Source organism: Rheinheimera sp. MM224, assembly GCF_947090785.1.
Lineage (GTDB): Bacteria > Pseudomonadota > Gammaproteobacteria > Enterobacterales > Alteromonadaceae > Pararheinheimera.
Genome location: NZ_OX352320.1, coordinates 3,294,566 through 3,312,489 on the forward strand (window position 1 = coordinate 3,294,566; position 17,924 = coordinate 3,312,489).

Consider the following 17,924-nt stretch of genomic DNA (forward strand, 5'->3'; position numbering starts at 1 on the left):
AATCCCCCTCAGACTGAACGTAGTTTTCACTCTATGAGGTGTTTTATGTCCGTTATAAAAACCACCCTGCTTAGCCTAGCGCTGTTAAGTACTGCTTTAATGGCTCAGTCTGGCGAAGAAGCTATCCCTACTGTGGATGGTTATGTCTATATCGACAGCGCCAAAACAAAAAAAGCTTATGAGGAATGGCATTATTCACCAGCGCGCAGCTCCGGCGATTTAGTGTTTTTCTCCGGTGTGATTGTCGGTGCTCCGGTTGAGGGCGTCACACCTGAATTGTTTAAAAAGAATTTACGTCGGGCCTTTGGCAACCTGAATACGTTGTTGAAACAAGCAGGCCTTGGGCCTGAACATGTGGTGAAAATGAATAGCTACCACCTGTTCAGAAGTCCGTTGTTTAAAGGCACGAAAGAAGAACATATAGCGGCGGTCATGGCGGTAAAAGACGAGTTTTTTAAAGCCCCTTACCCGGCATGGACAGCTGTGGGCGCCGCAGAATTATTTGCCGATCGGGGTTTAGTCGAAATCGAAATTATTGCACGTAAACCAGCTGCCAAGCCTTAAAACAGCTGAAATCAACTTTAGTTTTTTCTAGAAAACTGCGAGTCGGGCGACCATAAAGGTCGCCGCTACAAATTTATTTTAATTCCGTTCAAACCTTTTTTCATCCTGCTACGACTCATTGGTAATAGCGGCATTTTTTGATGCCTTTCCAAAGACGCAAAGTGCAGGAAAAACCATGAAAATAGCGGATACCAGCAGCCAGGACGAGCGACTAGCACCAAAAAAAACCAATAAAAAAATCTGGGTAGCAGGCTCCGTCAGCCTGCTTCTGGTGTTGCTGTTATGGCAAATTATTCCGGCAGCGCGCAGCTGGTCACAATCGGACATGTCGGTATCTTTGTCACGTGTGCGTTTGGATATCGTCAAAACAGCAGATTTTACCCGTGATATTTCGGCTCAGGGCCAAGTGGTCGCTGCAGTCAGTCCTAAGCTCTATGCAACAGCGGAAGGCACCATCAGCTTGCTGCTTGATGCCGGTACTGAAGTCAAACAAGGCGATGTGCTGGCCATTATCGACAGCCCTGAGTTAAACAACAGATTACAGCAAGAGCAAGCCACCTTTTACAGCTTAGAAACCAGCCATAACCGTCAAAAAATCTTAGCGAAAAAGCAGCAACTGACTGACAAAAAAGCCGTGGATATAGCTCAGATGACGCTCACCACAGCGGACAGAGAAAAACGCCGTGCCGACCAGGGTTTTGAAAAAGGCGTGATCAGTAAATTAGAACTGGAAAAAGCGCAGGACGATTTAGAAACCGCCAAAGTACAGCATCAGCACGCCGTTGAAGATGCCCGCCTGAATAAAGAAAACCTCGATTTTGAAGTGCAAAGTTTAGCCCAGCAGTTGGACCGTCAACGTTTGCTGGTGGAAGACTTCCAGCGTCAGGTCAATGGCCTGCAGGTGCGTTCTCCGGTGAATGGCTTACTGGGTAATCTGGCGGTAGAAAACAAAACCTATATCACTAAAAACCAGCTGATTTTATCTGTGGTGGATTTAAGTCAGTTTGAAGTGGAAATCGCTGTGCCTGAAAGTTATGCCAACGACTTAACCATTGGCCTTCCGGTCGAAGTCACAGCTGAGCAGAAGCTGTATATGGGCAAACTGGTGACTATTTCCCCTGAAGTGTTCGAAAACCAGGTGAAAGGCCGGGTACGTTTTACCAAAGAAGCGCCTCCTGCCCTGCGTCAAAACCAACGCTTAAGCAGCCGTATTTTGCTGGAACACCGTGAAGGCGTGATGCAGGTAGCCCGTGGTCAGTTTCTTGACAGCAGTAATGGCAAATTTGCCTACAAAGTCAGTAATGGCATGGCCATCAAAACCCCGATTGAACTGGGAGCCCGCAGTCTGAACTCAGTCGAAATTCTGGCAGGGCTGCAACCAGGCGATCAAATCATTACCTCTGGCACCGATATATTCGACGGCGCCAGCACAGTACAACTTAACCAATAAATAAACCAACACAATCAACCGAATTTATAACCAGGGCGGGAAAGTTTTATGTTAACTATGAATAAAATCAGTAAATCTTTTATCACGGACGATGTGGCCACTCATGCACTGCGTGATATTCAGCTGCATGTTAACGAAGGCGACTTTGTCAGTGTGACTGGCCCTTCAGGCTCAGGCAAAACTACCTTTTTAAATATTGCCGGTTTGCTGGAAACCAGCACCAGCGGCGAATACCTGCTGGACGGAGAAGACATAGCCAAATTGAACGACAGCGGCCGTTCACGCATGCGTAATCAGAAAATAGGTTTTATTTTCCAGAGCTTTAACCTTATTCCTGATTTAAACCTGTTCGACAACGTAGATGTACCTTTGCGTTACCGTGGTCTGAACACAGCTGAGCGCAGAAAACGTATTGAACACCACCTGGATCAGGTGGGTTTAGCCTCCCGTATGAAACACCTGCCAAGTCAATTGTCCGGTGGTCAGCAGCAACGTGTGGCAATAGCCAGAGCTTTGGCGACTTCACCACGCTTTTTACTAGCGGATGAACCCACAGGTAACCTTGACAGCCAGATGGCACAAAGTGTGATGAGTCTGCTCGAAGATATCAATAAAGCCGGCACCACCATTTTAATGGTTACGCACGATCCAAGCCTTGCAGCCCGTGCCAAACGCCAAATTTATATCAAAGATGGCCACGTCAGCGAGCTGACCAGCAAAAACTCTAACCTGCATGTGGTTGGCGAAGCTTAAGGAGCTGCTATGTTTTCTTATTATCTGAAGCTGGCGTATTTAAGCTGCAAACGTACCTGGGGCATGACGCTGTTGATGGTCTGCGCCATAGGTTTAGGTATTGGTGCGTCTATGACTACCATTACAGTGAACTACCTGATGTCGGCCAACCCTATCCCACAGAAAAGTGAGCAGCTGTTTTTTGTGCAGATGGATAGCTGGGAGCCAAATAACCCTTACAACGACGACGGTGATGCGCCAGAGCAATTAACTTACCGCGACGCCACTTACTTATGGCAAGCCCAAAAAGCCAAACGTCAGAGTATTCAAAGCGGTATGGCTGCTGTGATTGAACCTGCCGACAAAGAAGTTTTGCCTTTTATGGTGCAGGGCCGTGCCAACAGTGCCGATTTTTTCCCTATGTTTGATGTGCCTTTTTTATATGGCAGCGGCTGGGACCATCAGGCTGATCTGAAAAAAGAACGGGTGATTGTCATTAATGCCGAACTGAATGAACGCCTGTTTGGTGGCAAAGATTCAACAGGCCAGACAGTACGTATGGCGGGTGAAGATTACAAAATTACTGGTGTTATGGACCGCTGGAACCCAAAACCGCGGTTTTACGATATCAGCACCGGCTCTTTTAACGACGTGGAAGAGGTCTTTGTGCCTTTTAGTTTAATTACCGAACAGAAATTCAGCCGTTCCGGTAATACCAACTGCTGGAAACCAACAGAATCAGGCTTTCAGGCTTTCTTAGACTCTGAATGTATCTGGGTGCAACTCTGGGTGGAATTACCCACAGCTCAGGATAAAGAAGCCTACTTCAGCTTTATGAATGCGTACGCCAAAGAGCAGCACCAATATGGCCGTTTTGCCCGTACTGACAACAACAAATTACGTGATGTGATGCAGTGGCTGGAATATGCCGAAGTGGTATCAGACGACGCCAGCATGATGATGGCGATGTCGCTGATGTTTCTGCTGGTGTGTTTACTGAATACCGTAGGTTTATTGCTGGCGAAGTTTTTAGGTAAAGCTTCAGAAATTGGCGTACGTCAGGCTTTAGGCGCCAGCCGTAACGATTTGTTTATCCAGCATTTAATCGAATCAGGCTGTATAGGGTTAGCAGGTGGCTTATTGGGTCTGATCCTAGCCTTACTTGGGCTTGAAGCCATCAAAGTGATGTATGGCGACTGGATCCGCGATTTAGCTCAGCTGGATTTCACCTTGGTCGCTATGGCGATAGGACTGGCGGTGCTCAGTGCTTTATTAGCCGGTTTATATCCCACATGGCGTGCCTGTCAGGTGCAGCCGTCCGTTCAGCTGAAAAGCCAATAAGGAGTTTGCCATGTTAGAACTACTAGCCCGATTGGAACTGGGCCCGATGTTCCGCGCTTTAATGCGCAATAAAATTGGTGCTTTGCTGATAGCCCTGCAAATCGCCCTGACCCTGACCATTATGGTAAACGCCATTTTTATGATGCAGGAACGTAGTCAGCAAATGGCCAGAGCCAGCGGTTTGGATGAAACCAATACCTTTTATCTGAGCAATACTGTCTTTGCGCAAAACTACAATCTGAAAACAGCGCTGCAGCAGGATTTACAACGAATCCGCCAGACACCAGGTGTGGTGGATGCCACTCAAATCAATGCTATCCCTTTAAGCGGCGGCGGCTGGTCTATGAGCCTGCAAACCAAACCGGGCGACGATATTGAAGGCACAGGCACCGCGGTTTATATGGTGGACGAACACGGTATCAATGCGCTGGGCGTAGAACTGATTGCTGGCGAGAATTTCCAGAACTCAGATATCGGCTGGCGTGAAGAAGGCAGCACGAAATGGCCACCTAAAACCATTATTAGTCAGGCTTTGGCTGAAACTATGTTTGAAGGTGACTGGAAAAAAGCCTTAGGTAAAACCCTCTACATCGACAATCATCAACCGGTGCAAATCATAGGGATAATGAAAACTCTGCAAGCACCATGGAACGGCTGGAATGGCGTAGAACGTAGCATGCTGGTACCGCAACAACTGGACAGCAAAGGCAGCCGCTTTTTTATCCGCACCGAGCCTGGTCGTCGTGACGAGTTAATGCCACTAATTGAAAAAATGCTGGCTGAAAGTGACAGAGGCCGCATTATCCGCAATGTTACCAGCATGGAACAAACCCGTGACGAAAGTTATCAGGAGCATCAGGCGACTAACACTATTCTGCTGACCGTCATTATTGTGCTGACGCTTATCACAGGCTTTGGCATTGTTGGCCTGGCTATGTTCAGCATTAACAGACGCACCCGCCAAATCGGCACCCGCCGCGCTTTAGGTGCTAGCCAGTGGCAAGTGATGCGCTACTTTATGCTGGAAAACCTGCTGATAAGCGTTGCTGGCGTAATACTAGGTGCAGCAGGAGCCGTAGGTTTAAATATCTGGCTGGTGGCGACTTTTGAGATGAGCCCGTTAAGCCCGGTCTTGCTGGTAATAGGTGTAGTGGCCTTGCTGATAGTTGGCCAGCTAGCCGTCAGTTATCCAGCCTTAGTCGCCTCGAAAATTTCGCCGGCAACGGCAACAAGAGGACGAGCTTAAAAGTTTTGTAACAACTCCCTGGTAAGTCAAAAGTGACCAACCTTTCCCTCAGCTTTTTTGTCCTTCGGCTGAGGGATTTTTGTTTTTAGCTTTTACTGCCAAAAGATTTGCGTTTACAAGATCTTATTGATATTTCGATGCAATGTCTTTTTGAGATATTTGGCCAGATTGATAGCTTTTTATATCTTCAATCAATCGCAATACGTTGGCACGATTGAGTGCTGTATTACCAGCGCAAATTTCCCCAACTAATGCACTCGAGGAACAAGAAGAAACTAACAGATAATGAGACTGTTCATTCCCTGAGTGAAAAGAAAGTTTATAGTAGGAGTCAAAATCTGAAATTTCAGTACCATAGCGTATTTTGGCTATGTCTTTACTAAAAGCATCTCCATCAGTCTTAGCTCTACTTTCCCACTCCAAGTATTTACTTGTGGCACTCAGAAACTCATTTATCTTTGTAGATTCAATATTAAAACCCAATACATTTTTGGTAACTCCCACATGCTGATTGTAGTTACTACCGTAACCATCGGCTCGATAAACCAATGACTCAGCATATTCACCTTTAGGGTAAGTCATCAAAAAACCAAATGTGCCTTTTTCGATAAATTGTCCTGACACATTATTAAATTCACTTAAAGATACTTTTGTCGGAAATCTTGTTTCCTTGAACTCAGGAACCTTTACCGAAACACAGGATGATAGAGTCACCAACATTACGAAGATCGAAAATCTCATAAACAATTCACTCCTTTAAATTTAAGATTCACTATAAGCGGAAATATTCTGAAAGCGGAAATATTCTGACCGTCAAGGCAAGCATGCTAGTGTGCATTTACTGTAAACACAGCTATAAAATAATGATTTGCAAACGATTTCGCCGTTGGCGAGATACTTTGCTTTTGCTTCGCCAAAAGAAAGTATCCAAAGTTAGAAAGTGCAGGACGCACTTTCTAACAGCCGAAGGCTGACCCGCAGGGTGAATTACATGGATGTAATTCATAAAAGGCGACCCCAGGTCGCAGCGAAAGCCCGGCCCAAAATTGTGCGTCCAAGGCGACTCGGCAACTCGTTCGTCGCTACCGCTCCTCGCTCAAACACTCCCCGTCTTAAAACCTTGGCCACCCAATTTTGTCCGGCTCGCGCCCTTATATGGACTCCCCTGAACTATCAACAGATTCTTTTCACTGGTATAGATGCGTTCTTATATACGGGCTTTATTGAGGAGCTACCTCTGCCCTTTAATGTATTCGCACCATCATGCCTTTCCTAATGGTCGGTTTTTTCAACCCTTGGGCGCGTCAGGCTCTTGATGGTCGGTCTTACCTGTGTTTAAGCATCTGTAGATAGAACTTGTTACACCGTTTGTAACGACGGTTTGTAATCTTCGCCACGGCTGAGCATCGCCCAAGCAGTGCGGATTGTTTTATTGGCAAGCGCCACTGCCGCAATTCGCTTTCCTCTGCGTTGCATTAGCGCTTTTAACCAGTTCTCTTTTGCGTTTTTTGGCTCCCGCTTTTCCAGATAGCTCAGAACAGAGATTGCCCCCATAATAAGCAGTGATCGTAATCGCTTATGACCACCGGCTTGACTGATAGAGCCTATTTTTTGCTTACCGCCACTGCTGTGCTGAACGGGGGTTAAACCCAAACAGGCGGCGGCATCCCGGCCATTTTTGAAACTAGCCCCATTTCCTATTGCCAGTTTTAAACCCAAGGCTCCTATCGGTCCCACACCTTCAAGCTCAATCAATGAGCGACTTTGTGCATCCTGCATGGTCAGCTGCGTTTGGTGGGATGTGAGTTGCGCGAGCTCTGTCTCAATAGTCAGAAATAATGACCACATTTGAGCCAGGCTTTGACGAAAACAGTCAGGTACACCGTTTTCTCCATCTTCGAGCAGATTGGGAATGGCTCGTTTGAGTGCCACATCACTTTTAGCTATCACCAGACCAAACTCGTGTAATAAACCACGAAGCTGATTACTCATCGCTGTTTTGTGAGCGACCAGCAACTGGCGCATTTTTTCAATACTTTGCAAACCTTGCTCTTCTGTCGTCAAAATTCTTGCAGGTTTTAAATGGGGCTGCCTGGCCGCAGTGGCGATAGCCAGCGCGTCATTAGCATCCGTCTTATGACCTTGACGAAATGCTTTGACCCGACGTGCAGGTAACGCTTTTACTTCATGACCAAGGGATTGAGCGTACCGACACCAGTAATGACTTCCGCCACAAGCCTCCATCACCACCAAAGCTTTAGATTCTTTATGCAGTAACTCTTTTAATTTCTCGCGACTCACAGTTTTGTTGTAAGCCAATGAACCATAACCTGTTGTTTTTACAACCTGGAAGACTTGTTTTGCAAGGTCGATAGCGAGCACGGTATAGTTTTGCATGTATGGACTCTCTTTTGGTTAGTGTGACAACTTCACCATAATTCCTCTCGGGGAGGGGAGTCCATACATCTAATGGGGGCCCATTCGGCATCAAGTCAAATTGCTGTAGAGGTCTTTTAACTACAGTAGGCATTGTTCAAAGCTTTACGCCAAAGCCAATCTCACTGCAAAGCCGGTAAATAACAGGCCTAACACTAAATTCCCTGCTTGCCCTGCTTTGGGTTGGCCTTTGAAGAAACTGGCTATGGCTGCGCCTGCGTAGACTAAAGTCGTCAGGTAGATCAAGCTGATAACTTCCAGTACCAAGGCAAGCACCAGATAAGGCACCCAGTTTGGGGTGAAGCTGGAGTCGATAAACTGGATAAAAAATGACAGGAAAAACAAAATGGCTTTTGGGTTAGTCAGGCTTAATAACAAGGACTTACGGAATACTGAAGCGCAGCTGGCTGCGGCGACTACCGCTGGGCCCTCGGCACCTTCGCTTGCTTTAGATTGACGTAAACTCAGTAAAATTTGCACGCCAATAAATAGTAAATAGGCCGCGCCTAAGTAACGTATCCAGCGGAACAACTCTGGTGAGGCTAATAGCACAGACGCCAGACCAAGGTAAGACAACAAAATCAAAGTTGCATCACCCAATAGCACAGCGGCAAGTGCACACCATGCGTGCTTTGGTCCCTGCACTATGCTGGTTTTCAGCACAAACAGACTATTTGGTCCTGGCATCAATATAATCACTACCACACCGGCCAAAAAGGTCCAAAACTGAATTACACCAAAACTTTCCATCATTATCCTCTGAGCTTTATCTTTACTGTCTCTGTGCTGTTGTTTATCTATAAATATTATCAGGCTAGCGGCTTATAAAAGTCACTGCAATTTAGCGGGGAAACTGATAAAACGCAGCGAAAATGAGTCACTGCAAGCAACTTCGCCTCAGACTATGCTGTAAAAGTTACCTTGCCGATTTTTTAAGTTCGATTTAAAAGGTCACAAATCCTCTCCCAGCCGATCCACTGCTGGCACTTCAAGCCCTACTAGGATAAAATGCGCGTCCTTTTTCTTGGCGTTAACTTTTTTACGGGCTACAACACAAATGGGCAAAAAGCTGCACATTAAGACCTGGGGCTGCCAGATGAACGAATACGATTCATCCAAAATGGCAGACCTGCTGGATGCAACTCATGGCTACACTCTGACTGAAGATGCTGCTGAAGCGGACGTGATCCTGCTGAACACCTGCTCTATTCGTGAGAAGGCTCAGGAGAAAGTATTCCATCAGTTAGGTCGCTGGCGTCCGCTGAAAAAGAAAAACCCGGATTTGATTATTGCGGTTGGTGGTTGTGTGGCGTCTCAGGAAGGCAAAGCCATCCGTGAGCGTGCGCCTTATGTCGATATCGTATTTGGACCTCAAACTCTGCACCGTTTGCCTGAAATGATTAACTCAGTGCATGGCAACCGATCTCCAGTGGTTGACGTGTCCTTCCCGGAAATCGAGAAGTTTGACCGTATGCCAGAGCCAAAAGCAGATGGCCCAACGGCTTTCGTATCTATTATGGAAGGCTGTTCTAAGTACTGTACCTTCTGCGTAGTGCCATACACCCGGGGTGAAGAAGTCAGCCGTCCACTGGATGACGTCTTACTGGAAATTGCCCAGCTGGCTGAACAAGGTGTACGAGAAGTGAACCTGCTGGGGCAGAACGTGAACGCCTACCGTGGTGAAACTTTTGATGGCGAAATCTGCCATTTCTCTGAGTTATTGCGTTTAGTAGCGGCCATTGATGGTATCGACCGTATTCGTTACACCACATCGCACCCTGTTGAATTTACAGATGATATTATCGAAGTGTATCGTGATGTGCCTGAGCTGGTGGATCACCTGCATTTACCTGTGCAATCTGGTTCAGACCGTATTCTGGCGCTGATGAAACGTAACCATACAGCGATAGAATACAAGTCGAAAATTCGTGCGCTGAAAAAAGTACGACCGAATTTATGTATGTCGTCTGACTTTATTATCGGCTTCCCTGGTGAAACCGCAGAAGACTTCGAAGCCACTATGGATCTGATCAAAGCGATGAACTTTGATATGAGCTTCAGCTTTGTCTACAGCGCCCGTCCTGGTACTCCTGCGGCCGATTTACCGGACGATGTATCGGAAGATGAGAAAAAACAACGTCTGTATGTGCTGCAAGACCGTATTAACCAGCAGTCATTACAAATTGCCCGTGCTATGCTCGGCACTGAACAACGTATTCTGGTGGAAGGCCCGTCGAAAAAAGACATTATGGAGCTGACCGGACGTACGGAAAACAACCGTGTGGTGAACTTTGAAGGCTCACCAGACATGATTGGCCAGTTTGTAGATATTTTAGTGACTGATGTCTTTACCAACTCATTAAAAGGTAAAGTGATCCGCACTGAAAAAGATATGGATTTACGTCGTGAAGTATCGCCACAACAAATTCTGGCGGCTAAAGCGGCAAAAACAGACGAATTGGGAGTAGCAACTTTTACTCCTTAATTAAAACAGCATGCTGAGGCCAACAAACAATCAGCCTCAGCATGCGATTTGATATGAGACAAAGCATTGGATACGCCAATAACCAGCTTAGAATTTTCTCTCTCCCCTTTTGAACCTCAGCGTCTGGCTTTTTTATGGGGCCCCTTTGACGATAACTTACGTCAGATTGAACGCCGTTACCGCGTGCAGGTGTCCTACCGCGATAACCAGCTGCGTTTAGTCGGCTTAACTGACCAGCTTGAACCGGTAAAACACATTATCGAAACTCTGTATGGCGAAACCGCCAATGCCCAGGGCAAAGCCGTGCCTTTAAGCCCGGAGCAAGTGCATATGGTGATCCAGCAACAGCAGCAGGACCCCACAGAGCAGCAGTTTGACGAAGAACAGGTCAGCATTAAAACCAAAAAAGGTGCAGTCAAAGGCCGCAACGCCAATCAAAGTGCGTATGTGCGCAATATTCAGCGTCACGACGTGACTTTTGGTATTGGCCCTGCCGGTACAGGCAAAACCTATTTGGCTGTGGCTTGTGCTGTCGACTCGCTGGAAAAAGGCGAAGTGCGCCGTATAGTGCTCACCCGCCCAGCGGTGGAAGCTGGCGAAAAATTGGGCTTTTTACCTGGTGATTTAGCGCAGAAAGTCGACCCTTACTTACGGCCTTTGTACGACGCTTTATTTGAAATGTTAGGTTTTGAAAAAGTAGAAAAGTACTTAGAGCGTGGAGTGATTGAAATTGCACCGCTGGCTTATATGCGTGGCCGTACTTTAAGCGATGCTTTTATTATTCTGGATGAAAGCCAAAACACCACTGTCGAACAAATGAAGATGTTCCTGACCCGTATTGGCTTTAACGCCAAAGCCGTGATCACAGGGGATATCACCCAGGTGGACTTACCACGAGGCCAGTACTCGGGTTTAAAACATGCGATGGATGTATTGTCCGAAGTGCCTGAGCTGAGTTTTAACTTCTTTAAAGCCAAAGATGTGGTACGTCACCCTGTGGTGCAAAAAATTGTTATGGCGTACGAAGCTTTTGAAGAGAAAAAGCAACAAGCGCTGGAAGCGGAAAAACAAGCTGCAAAGCAGGCCGCCCAAGCTGCAGCCAACACGAGTAAAGACTAAAACATGAGCATTACCCTGGATTTACAGCTGGCAAGCGAAGCGCAAAACCTGCCTACAGAAGCGCAATTTCAGCAGTGGCTGGAAGCCGCTATTCTGCCGTTTCAGGAGATAGCAGAAGTCACAGTGCGAATTGTCGACGAAGAAGAAAGTCAGCAATTAAACTTTGATTATCGTGAAAAAGATAAACCGACCAACGTGCTGAGCTTCCCTTTTGAGCTGCCACCAGGTGTGGAAGAATTGCCATTATTAGGTGATTTAGTCATTTGTGCCCAGGTGGTTGCCGCAGAAGCGCAAGAGCAAGGCAAAGAATTACATCATCACTGGGCTCATATGGTGGTGCACGGTTGCTTGCATTTATTGGGCTTTGACCATATAAATGACGAAGACGCCGAGCAAATGGAAGCAGAAGAAATTCTGATTTTGCAGCAATTGGGTATAAAGAACCCTTATATTTTAGAAGATTAACTGGTATTTTAATTCTTTGCGTACCTGAAGCTGCAGCTTTACTGACATTGATGTCTCGCTGCAACTTACATGACTTTGGGTATTTTCTTTTTCATTATTTGGAGCTTAAGTTCACTCATGGGTGACGACCATTCCCACTCTAGTCGGGGTTCTGCCGCAAAATCGTGGCTGGATAAAATAGCAGCGATTTTTACTGCAGAACCACAAGATTTATCTGATCTGGTTGAAGTGATCAATGAAGCGGCCATGCGCAAGCTGATTGATAACGACACTCAAAGTATGTTGCAAGGTGTTTTGGACGTATCCAAAATGCGCGCCCGCGACATTATGGTGCCCCGCTCTCAGATGGCCACCATAAACATTGACCAGAGCCTCGAACAAATGATGCCGCTGCTGCTGGAGAACAACCACAGCCGTTATCCTGTGGTCAATGAAGACAAAGACCATATCGAAGGCATACTGCTGGTTAAAGATTTACTGCAGCACACCCTACAAGGCAACACCGAATGGAGCTTGCGCGATTTATTACGCCCTGCTGTCATTATCCCTGAAAGTAAAAGAGTGGATGCCTTATTAAAAGAATTCCGCCAGAAACGTTACCATATGGCCATAGTGGTCGATGAATACGGTGGCGTGTCAGGCCTTATTACCATTGAAGATATCCTTGAACAAATTGTCGGCGAAATCGAAGACGAACACGACGATGAAGAAGATGTAGATATCAAAAAAATGGCCAGCCATGTCTATCAGGTCAGCGCTTTAACCCCTGTGGATGAGTTTAACGAAAGTTTCGGCACGACCTTCGATGAAGAAGAAGCCGGCACTATAGGCGGTATTGTGCTGCACGCTTTTGGTCATATGCCGGAAAAAGGCGAAACCATTGAACTGCAAAATCTGACCTTTAAAGTCAGCAAAGCCAATAACAGAAGGCTGGTGCAGTTGCAGGTTATTCGCGCTAAAACTGCCGCAGAAACTTCAGCGCTACAGAAGGACTAACTTTTGCTGTTGTCGAAAACCACCTGGTTTCCAGCCCTGCTTTTAGCAGGGCTGGGTGCATTAAATACCTTAGCTTTTGCCCCTTTTACTTACCATATGCTGCCGCTGCTTACTCTGTCAGTGCTGGCGTATTGCCTGCTGCAAGCGCAAAACCCAAAACAGGCTGCCATCATTGGTTATGCCTATGGCTTGGGCTGGTTTGGTGTGGGTATTAGCTGGGTGCATGTCAGTATCGCCACTTTTGGTGGTATGCCACTGATCGCCAGCCTGGCCATTATGGCTTTACTGATAGGTTATCTGGCGCTATTCCCTGCCCTTGCTATTTGGTTTAGCTGGCGTTTTCGTGGCAATTTCTGGTTTCCGCTGCTGTTGGCCTCAAGCTGGTTTATCGCTGAAAATATCCGCTCCTGGTTCTTAACCGGTTTCCCCTGGCTGTCTGTAGGTTACAGTCAGACCGATGGCTGGATGGCGCCCTGGGCACCAGTCATAGGCGAAACCGGCATCAGCTTTTTAATGTTGCTGATTGCAGGTTCCGTAGCTGTTGCTGCTCGTTCTAAACATTGGGTTTGGCCTGCAATAGCCGCCCTAGTCTTGATAGTTAGCCCAGCCCTGAGCACAATCAAAGGCTGGCAAGAGACCGGCGATCACGTCAAGGTTGCCTTAGTGCAAGGCAATATAGCGCAGGATTTACGCTGGGATCCGGAGCAAGAAGCCATCACTATGCGCAAGTATATGGAGCTGAGCCGCCCACATCTGAATGCCGACATTATGATTTGGCCTGAAGCCGCTATTCCACAATTAGAGCCTTTAGCTTTAGCTTATTTGTTTAATCTGGATATCCTGGCGGCAGAAAACAATACGGCCGTAGTGACAGGTATTCTGGATTACAAAGAAAACGGTGATGCCTATAACGGCATGATAGTTCTGGGTAAATCAGGCAAAGAAGCCACTGGCGGCGATTACAGATACAACACCAGCAACAGATACCAGAAACACCATTTATTGCCTGTTGGCGAATTTGTGCCTTTTCAGGACGTGCTGAAATATGTGGCACCGCTGTTTAATCTGCCAATGAGTTCATTCAGCCGGGGTGCCTGGCTGCAGCCTAATTTACAAGCCAATGGCTATTCGTTGCTGGCCGCTTTGTGTTTTGAAATTGCGTTTCCACGTCAGATGATTGCCAATTTCAACGACAACACTGACTTTCTGCTGACGGTCAGCAACGACGCCTGGTTTGGTGATTCGATTGGCCCACATCAGCATTTGGAAATAGCCCGGATGCGTGCTTTGGAGTTAGGTCGCCCCTTGTTGCGTGCAACCAATAACGGCATTACCGCCACAGTCACAGCAGATGGTAGAGAACAGGCGCGTTTACCTCAGTTTGAAGAAGGTGTATTAACGGCCGAAGTACCATTAGTGCAAGGCCGCACTTTGTACAGCCTTTGGAGCGACTGGCCTTTGCTTGCCATTAGCTTATTGTGTGTTGGACTGTTAAGTTTCAGACGTTACCAGTTGGCAAAACAAGCGAAGTAAAGCAAGTCCAATAAACAAAGCCACCTTGCGGTGGCTTTGTTGTCTTTAAAGGCAACCTAAAGCTTATAGCTTTGCTGGTGCCCTAACTTGGTTTGATACTGCTTTTTCGTTATGTCATCGACAAAAAACCACTGTGCATCCATTTGCTCTTTGCTAAAAGCCACCAGCAAATAACCACGCTGATGCAAATTACAGTACTCCAGCTCGTTGATCAGTTGCGGTAATACATCAGCTAAATGCTCTACCTGAGCGGTATTCAGCTTCAGATAGGTTTCAATACCAGGGGAGCTGACTGAAGGTGTAGCCAATTCTATGCCCACTTTATTACCTTGTTGATCATGTAAAGTCGAAGCCCAGGCGTTATGGGTATCACCCGCCAGCACCACCAGTTGTTTGTTCTGCTGCTGCGCTGTTTTATAAACCAGCTCACGCTCGTACGGATAACCATCCCATGCATCCAGGTTATAGGCGATGACGGACTCTAAACGTTGTTTATCTTTTGTGCTCAGGCTGCTATCACCTTGAACTGCGCGCTGCTTTAAGGCTGATAATTCGGCAATATGCGCCACCAGTTCCGGGCCAGGTTTAGAAAAAGCAGATAATAGCTCAGACGGAAACATCATCTTTGCCATCAACACCTGCTGCCCCAACACCTGATATTGAGCTTTAGAGCGCATCAACTGAGTTTGCAACCATTGCTGTTGTTTTTGCCCAAGCAAAGTACGGTTTGGATTGGTTAAATCGCCGACAAAACGCTGAGTATCAAAGGCTCCGGTTTTTTCATCTGTGTAGTGCTTGTATTCCAGTTGCAGGTTACGACCTTCAATACGAGTGTCGAGCATATGCAAGTCAACTAAATCACCAAAGGCAAAACTGCGGCTTAAGCTTTGCTGCTGCCCTGACTGCTGCTTGCCAAACACCAGGGGCCGTATTGGCATCCACTCGTAATATGCCTGCAGCGCGTTGAGTTTACGCACCTGATAATCGCCTTCATTCGGCTGATGGTTTTCGGCACCATCTGTCCAGGCGTCATTGGTTATTTCATGATCATCCCAAACACAAATAAAACTATGGCTGGCATGAGCCTGCTGTAAATCTTTATCGCTACGGTACAAGGCATAACGTTTGCGATAATCCTGTAGGCTCACCATTTCAGCCTGATTGTCTGCAGCCAAAGCCCGGCCTAATTCAACAGAGCGCTCTGTGGCATAACCGCCTTGCTCGTATTCATAAATGTAATCACCTAAATGCAGTACAGCATCAAGCTGTTGCTGAGCAACCTGTTGATACACATGGAAATAACCGGCCGGATAATTGGAGCATGACAACACAGCAAAACGGACTTGTGACACCGAACCTGCTGGCAAAGTTTTACCATGTCCGATTGCGGATGCCGTATTGCTGTCGCTAAAACGATAGTAATAACTACGGCCAGGCTGTAGACCTGTTAAATCAACTTTGCAGCAATAATCAGCTTGCTGGCGCGCCAGACAAAGCTGCTGATGTTTTACTGCAGAAAAATCAGCGGTTTCACTGACTTCCAGCAACAATTGCACTGAATCTGGTTGTTGTGCCGGAGTGACTTTAGTCCACAAAATCAGGCTATCAGTTAAAGGATCACCACAGGCAACACCATGTAAAAACTGGATAGGGCTGCTGTTTTTCGCAGTTTTGACTGTACTGCTGCAGCCAAACACACTGGTACTTAACCAGGCGGCTCCGGTAAAAAAAGCGCTGTTTTTAAGAAAATCGCGTCTGCTAACGTTGGCCATAGTTCCTCCAAAAAGAAACCATTCTCTCTGGCCTTGATGATTTTTTGATGACGAAAAACTGCAATGGACTACACTTCGTCTATCCAGAACAGGTATTCAACTCAGCTTGTGATCCAAAGCAATAAAACCACGTATCAGTGCGCCTGACTTTAGAAAAGTATTTTTCTTAAATTCCAAACATCAATTCAAGTGCAGGACGCAGTTGTAGTAGCAAAACCGGTAAGCTTAGCTTGCGGTCCACAAGAGGTCTTTATGCACATTTATCCATTCCGCCAACAAGCTTTTCGTATAATGAACAGCATCAACCTGGTCTTAATGCTATTGGCGTTAGCTTTGGCCAGCTGGCATCAAAGCTGGGGAGCAGCCTTGTTGATTGGCTTGCCAGCCTTGATTGTGCCTTTTGTATTGTACAAAACTTTAAGAGATCACCGCTTGTCGCGTATCGCTTTTGGTGTGTCTTTTATGTTGTTTTGCGCCTTGCATATTCATCAGTCCAACGGAATGACTGAACTGCACTTTGGCATTTTTGTGCTGCTCGCCGTGCTAAGTGCTTTTCGTGACTGGCTGGTGATTGCAGTGGCCGCAGGCACTATTGCTGTGCATCATTTGTTATTTGCTTACCTGCAAACCCAGCACAGCGCTGTATTTTTAGTGCCAGCTCAGGACGCAACCTTCAGCAACGTCGTGGTACATGCCGCTTATGTAGTGGTGGAATCTGCAGTGCTTATTATCATCACCTTAAATTCGTATAAAGAAGCTATGGTGGGTTTAGCTTTTTCAGAGACCACTAAAGAGTTAGTTGCAGATCCTGCCCATATTAATTTAACAGTACGCTGCCCTGATATTCGCTCCCGCCTGGTACAACAATTTAATCAGGCACTGGATGGCATTCAGCACACTGTGCAAACCATTAACCAGTCTGTGGCTTTGCTACATAGCGAAAGTGCGCATTTGTCTGACGATGGCCAGCAACTGGTGTCAGGCATGAATGAGCAAAACACTCAGGTCAAACGTATAGCCGCAGCGTCTGAAGAAATGGCACAAAGCATTCAGGCGTTGGGTGAACTGGCAGCAGCAGTATTGAGTGCAGCAAAACAAGCGGAGCTAAGTTCAGTGTCTGGTAAAGAGTCTGTGGATCAAACCATAGCGGCCATCTCCACTTTGGCGGTGACCTTGCAGGACGCCGGACAAAAAGTGGATAGCATGGCGTTATCCAGCAAAGAGATCACCTCTGTACTTGAAGTGATTAAAAGTATTGCTGAACAAACCAATCTGCTGGCATTAAATGCAGCCATCGAAGCAGCCAGGGCTGGTGAACAAGGCCGGGGCTTTGCGGTAGTGGCTGATGAAGTTCGTACTTTAGCTGGCCGTACCCAGCAATCCACAGAGCAAATTCAGCGCATGATCCAAACCTTAACTGAAGCCAGCCAAAGCTCAGTGAAATCAGTACAACACTGTTTAAGCCAGGTCGACCATACCGTCAGTTTGGCAAAACGCAGTGATGAGCTGCTCAATACCATTGCAGGTGAAGCTCAATCTGTAGCTCGCTCTGCAGATATTATGGCGGGGTCTTTAGAGCAACAACGCCATGCCAGTGCTGAAATGGCACAAGGCGCACAGTATCTGAATGACAGTGCCGCCGCTCAGATGCAGCGTAGCGAAAAGGTAAAACAAAGCACAACCCAGATTGAACAGGTAGCCAACCAACTGGCGATTGAAGCCAACAGATTCAGCAGTTGAATCAACGACAAATGACCAGGCGAGTGAAAGCCGCTATAGTTTTGC

15 protein-coding genes are annotated in these 17,924 nt (G+C 46.8%); 11 read left to right on the forward strand and 4 right to left on the reverse strand.

Features of this window, described 5'->3' with window-relative positions; all coding sequences use genetic code 11:
- The first annotated feature begins 45 nt into the window (after positions 1-45).
- From OM978_RS15570 to OM978_RS15590, 5 genes are all read left to right on the forward strand, one after another.
- Positions 46-564, forward strand: coding sequence for a Rid family hydrolase (locus OM978_RS15570; protein WP_264343190.1), 519 nt, complete (start codon positions 46-48; stop codon positions 562-564).
- A 175-nt stretch (positions 565-739) separates the two neighbouring features.
- On the forward strand, positions 740-2,014 hold the full coding sequence (locus OM978_RS15575) for an efflux RND transporter periplasmic adaptor subunit (protein ID WP_264343191.1): 1,275 nt from the start codon (positions 740-742) through the stop codon (positions 2,012-2,014).
- Positions 2,015-2,062: 48 nt separating this feature from the next.
- A complete protein-coding gene (locus tag OM978_RS15580) occupies positions 2,063-2,767 on the forward strand; it encodes an ABC transporter ATP-binding protein (protein WP_264343192.1) in 705 nt (234 codons plus the stop codon).
- A 9-nt stretch (positions 2,768-2,776) separates the two neighbouring features.
- Complete coding sequence (locus OM978_RS15585) at positions 2,777-4,087, forward strand: ABC transporter permease (RefSeq protein WP_264343193.1); 1,311 nt, start codon at positions 2,777-2,779, stop codon at positions 4,085-4,087.
- A gap of 10 nt (positions 4,088-4,097) precedes the next feature.
- Positions 4,098-5,333 carry an ABC transporter permease gene (locus OM978_RS15590; RefSeq protein ID WP_264343194.1) on the forward strand — a complete coding sequence of 412 codons (1,236 nt, stop codon included), beginning with the start codon at positions 4,098-4,100 and terminating at the stop codon, positions 5,331-5,333.
- 123 nt (positions 5,334-5,456) lie between these two features.
- Here the strand turns inward: OM978_RS15590 and OM978_RS15595 are convergent, their stop codons facing one another.
- The 3 genes from OM978_RS15595 to leuE all read right to left on the reverse strand — a co-directional run bounded on the left by OM978_RS15595 (position 5,457) and on the right by leuE (position 8,522).
- A complete protein-coding gene (locus tag OM978_RS15595; RefSeq protein WP_264343195.1) occupies positions 5,457-6,074 on the reverse strand; it encodes a hypothetical protein in 618 nt (205 codons plus the stop codon).
- A gap of 618 nt (positions 6,075-6,692) precedes the next feature.
- Complete coding sequence (locus OM978_RS15600) at positions 6,693-7,730, reverse strand: IS110 family transposase (RefSeq protein ID WP_264343196.1); 1,038 nt, start codon at positions 7,728-7,730, stop codon at positions 6,693-6,695.
- Positions 7,731-7,874: 144 nt separating this feature from the next.
- The gene (leuE, locus tag OM978_RS15605) at positions 7,875-8,522 is read right to left on the reverse strand and encodes a leucine efflux protein LeuE (protein ID WP_264343197.1); all 648 of its coding nucleotides are present in this window, start codon (positions 8,520-8,522) and stop codon (positions 7,875-7,877) included.
- Between the two features lie 304 nt (positions 8,523-8,826).
- Between leuE and miaB the strand changes: the two genes are divergently transcribed.
- The 5 genes from miaB (at position 8,827) to lnt (ending at position 14,367) form a co-directional block, all read left to right on the forward strand.
- Complete coding sequence (gene miaB / locus OM978_RS15610) at positions 8,827-10,254, forward strand: tRNA (N6-isopentenyl adenosine(37)-C2)-methylthiotransferase MiaB (RefSeq protein ID WP_233011172.1); 1,428 nt, start codon at positions 8,827-8,829, stop codon at positions 10,252-10,254.
- Between the two features lie 66 nt (positions 10,255-10,320).
- A complete protein-coding gene (locus OM978_RS15615) occupies positions 10,321-11,373 on the forward strand; it encodes a PhoH family protein (protein WP_264343200.1) in 1,053 nt (350 codons plus the stop codon).
- A 3-nt stretch (positions 11,374-11,376) separates the two neighbouring features.
- Positions 11,377-11,838, forward strand: a complete 462-nt coding sequence (gene ybeY, locus OM978_RS15620) for an rRNA maturation RNase YbeY (RefSeq protein ID WP_264343201.1) — start codon at positions 11,377-11,379, stop codon at positions 11,836-11,838.
- Positions 11,839-11,955: 117 nt separating this feature from the next.
- Positions 11,956-12,834 (forward strand): HlyC/CorC family transporter, encoded by an 879-nt coding sequence (locus OM978_RS15625; RefSeq protein ID WP_127026567.1) that lies wholly within the window; start codon positions 11,956-11,958, stop codon positions 12,832-12,834.
- Positions 12,835-12,837: 3 nt separating this feature from the next.
- Positions 12,838-14,367, forward strand: coding sequence for an apolipoprotein N-acyltransferase (gene lnt, locus OM978_RS15630; RefSeq protein ID WP_264343202.1), 1,530 nt, complete (start codon positions 12,838-12,840; stop codon positions 14,365-14,367).
- Positions 14,368-14,423: 56 nt separating this feature from the next.
- Here the strand turns inward: lnt and OM978_RS15635 are convergent, their stop codons facing one another.
- A complete protein-coding gene (locus OM978_RS15635) occupies positions 14,424-16,139 on the reverse strand; it encodes an alkaline phosphatase D family protein (RefSeq protein ID WP_264343203.1) in 1,716 nt (571 codons plus the stop codon).
- 252 nt (positions 16,140-16,391) lie between these two features.
- Here OM978_RS15635 and OM978_RS15640 point away from each other — a divergent pair, with 252 nt between their 5' ends.
- On the forward strand, positions 16,392-17,879 hold the full coding sequence (locus tag OM978_RS15640) for a methyl-accepting chemotaxis protein (RefSeq protein ID WP_264343205.1): 1,488 nt from the start codon (positions 16,392-16,394) through the stop codon (positions 17,877-17,879).
- The last annotated feature ends 45 nt before the right edge of the window (positions 17,880-17,924 follow it).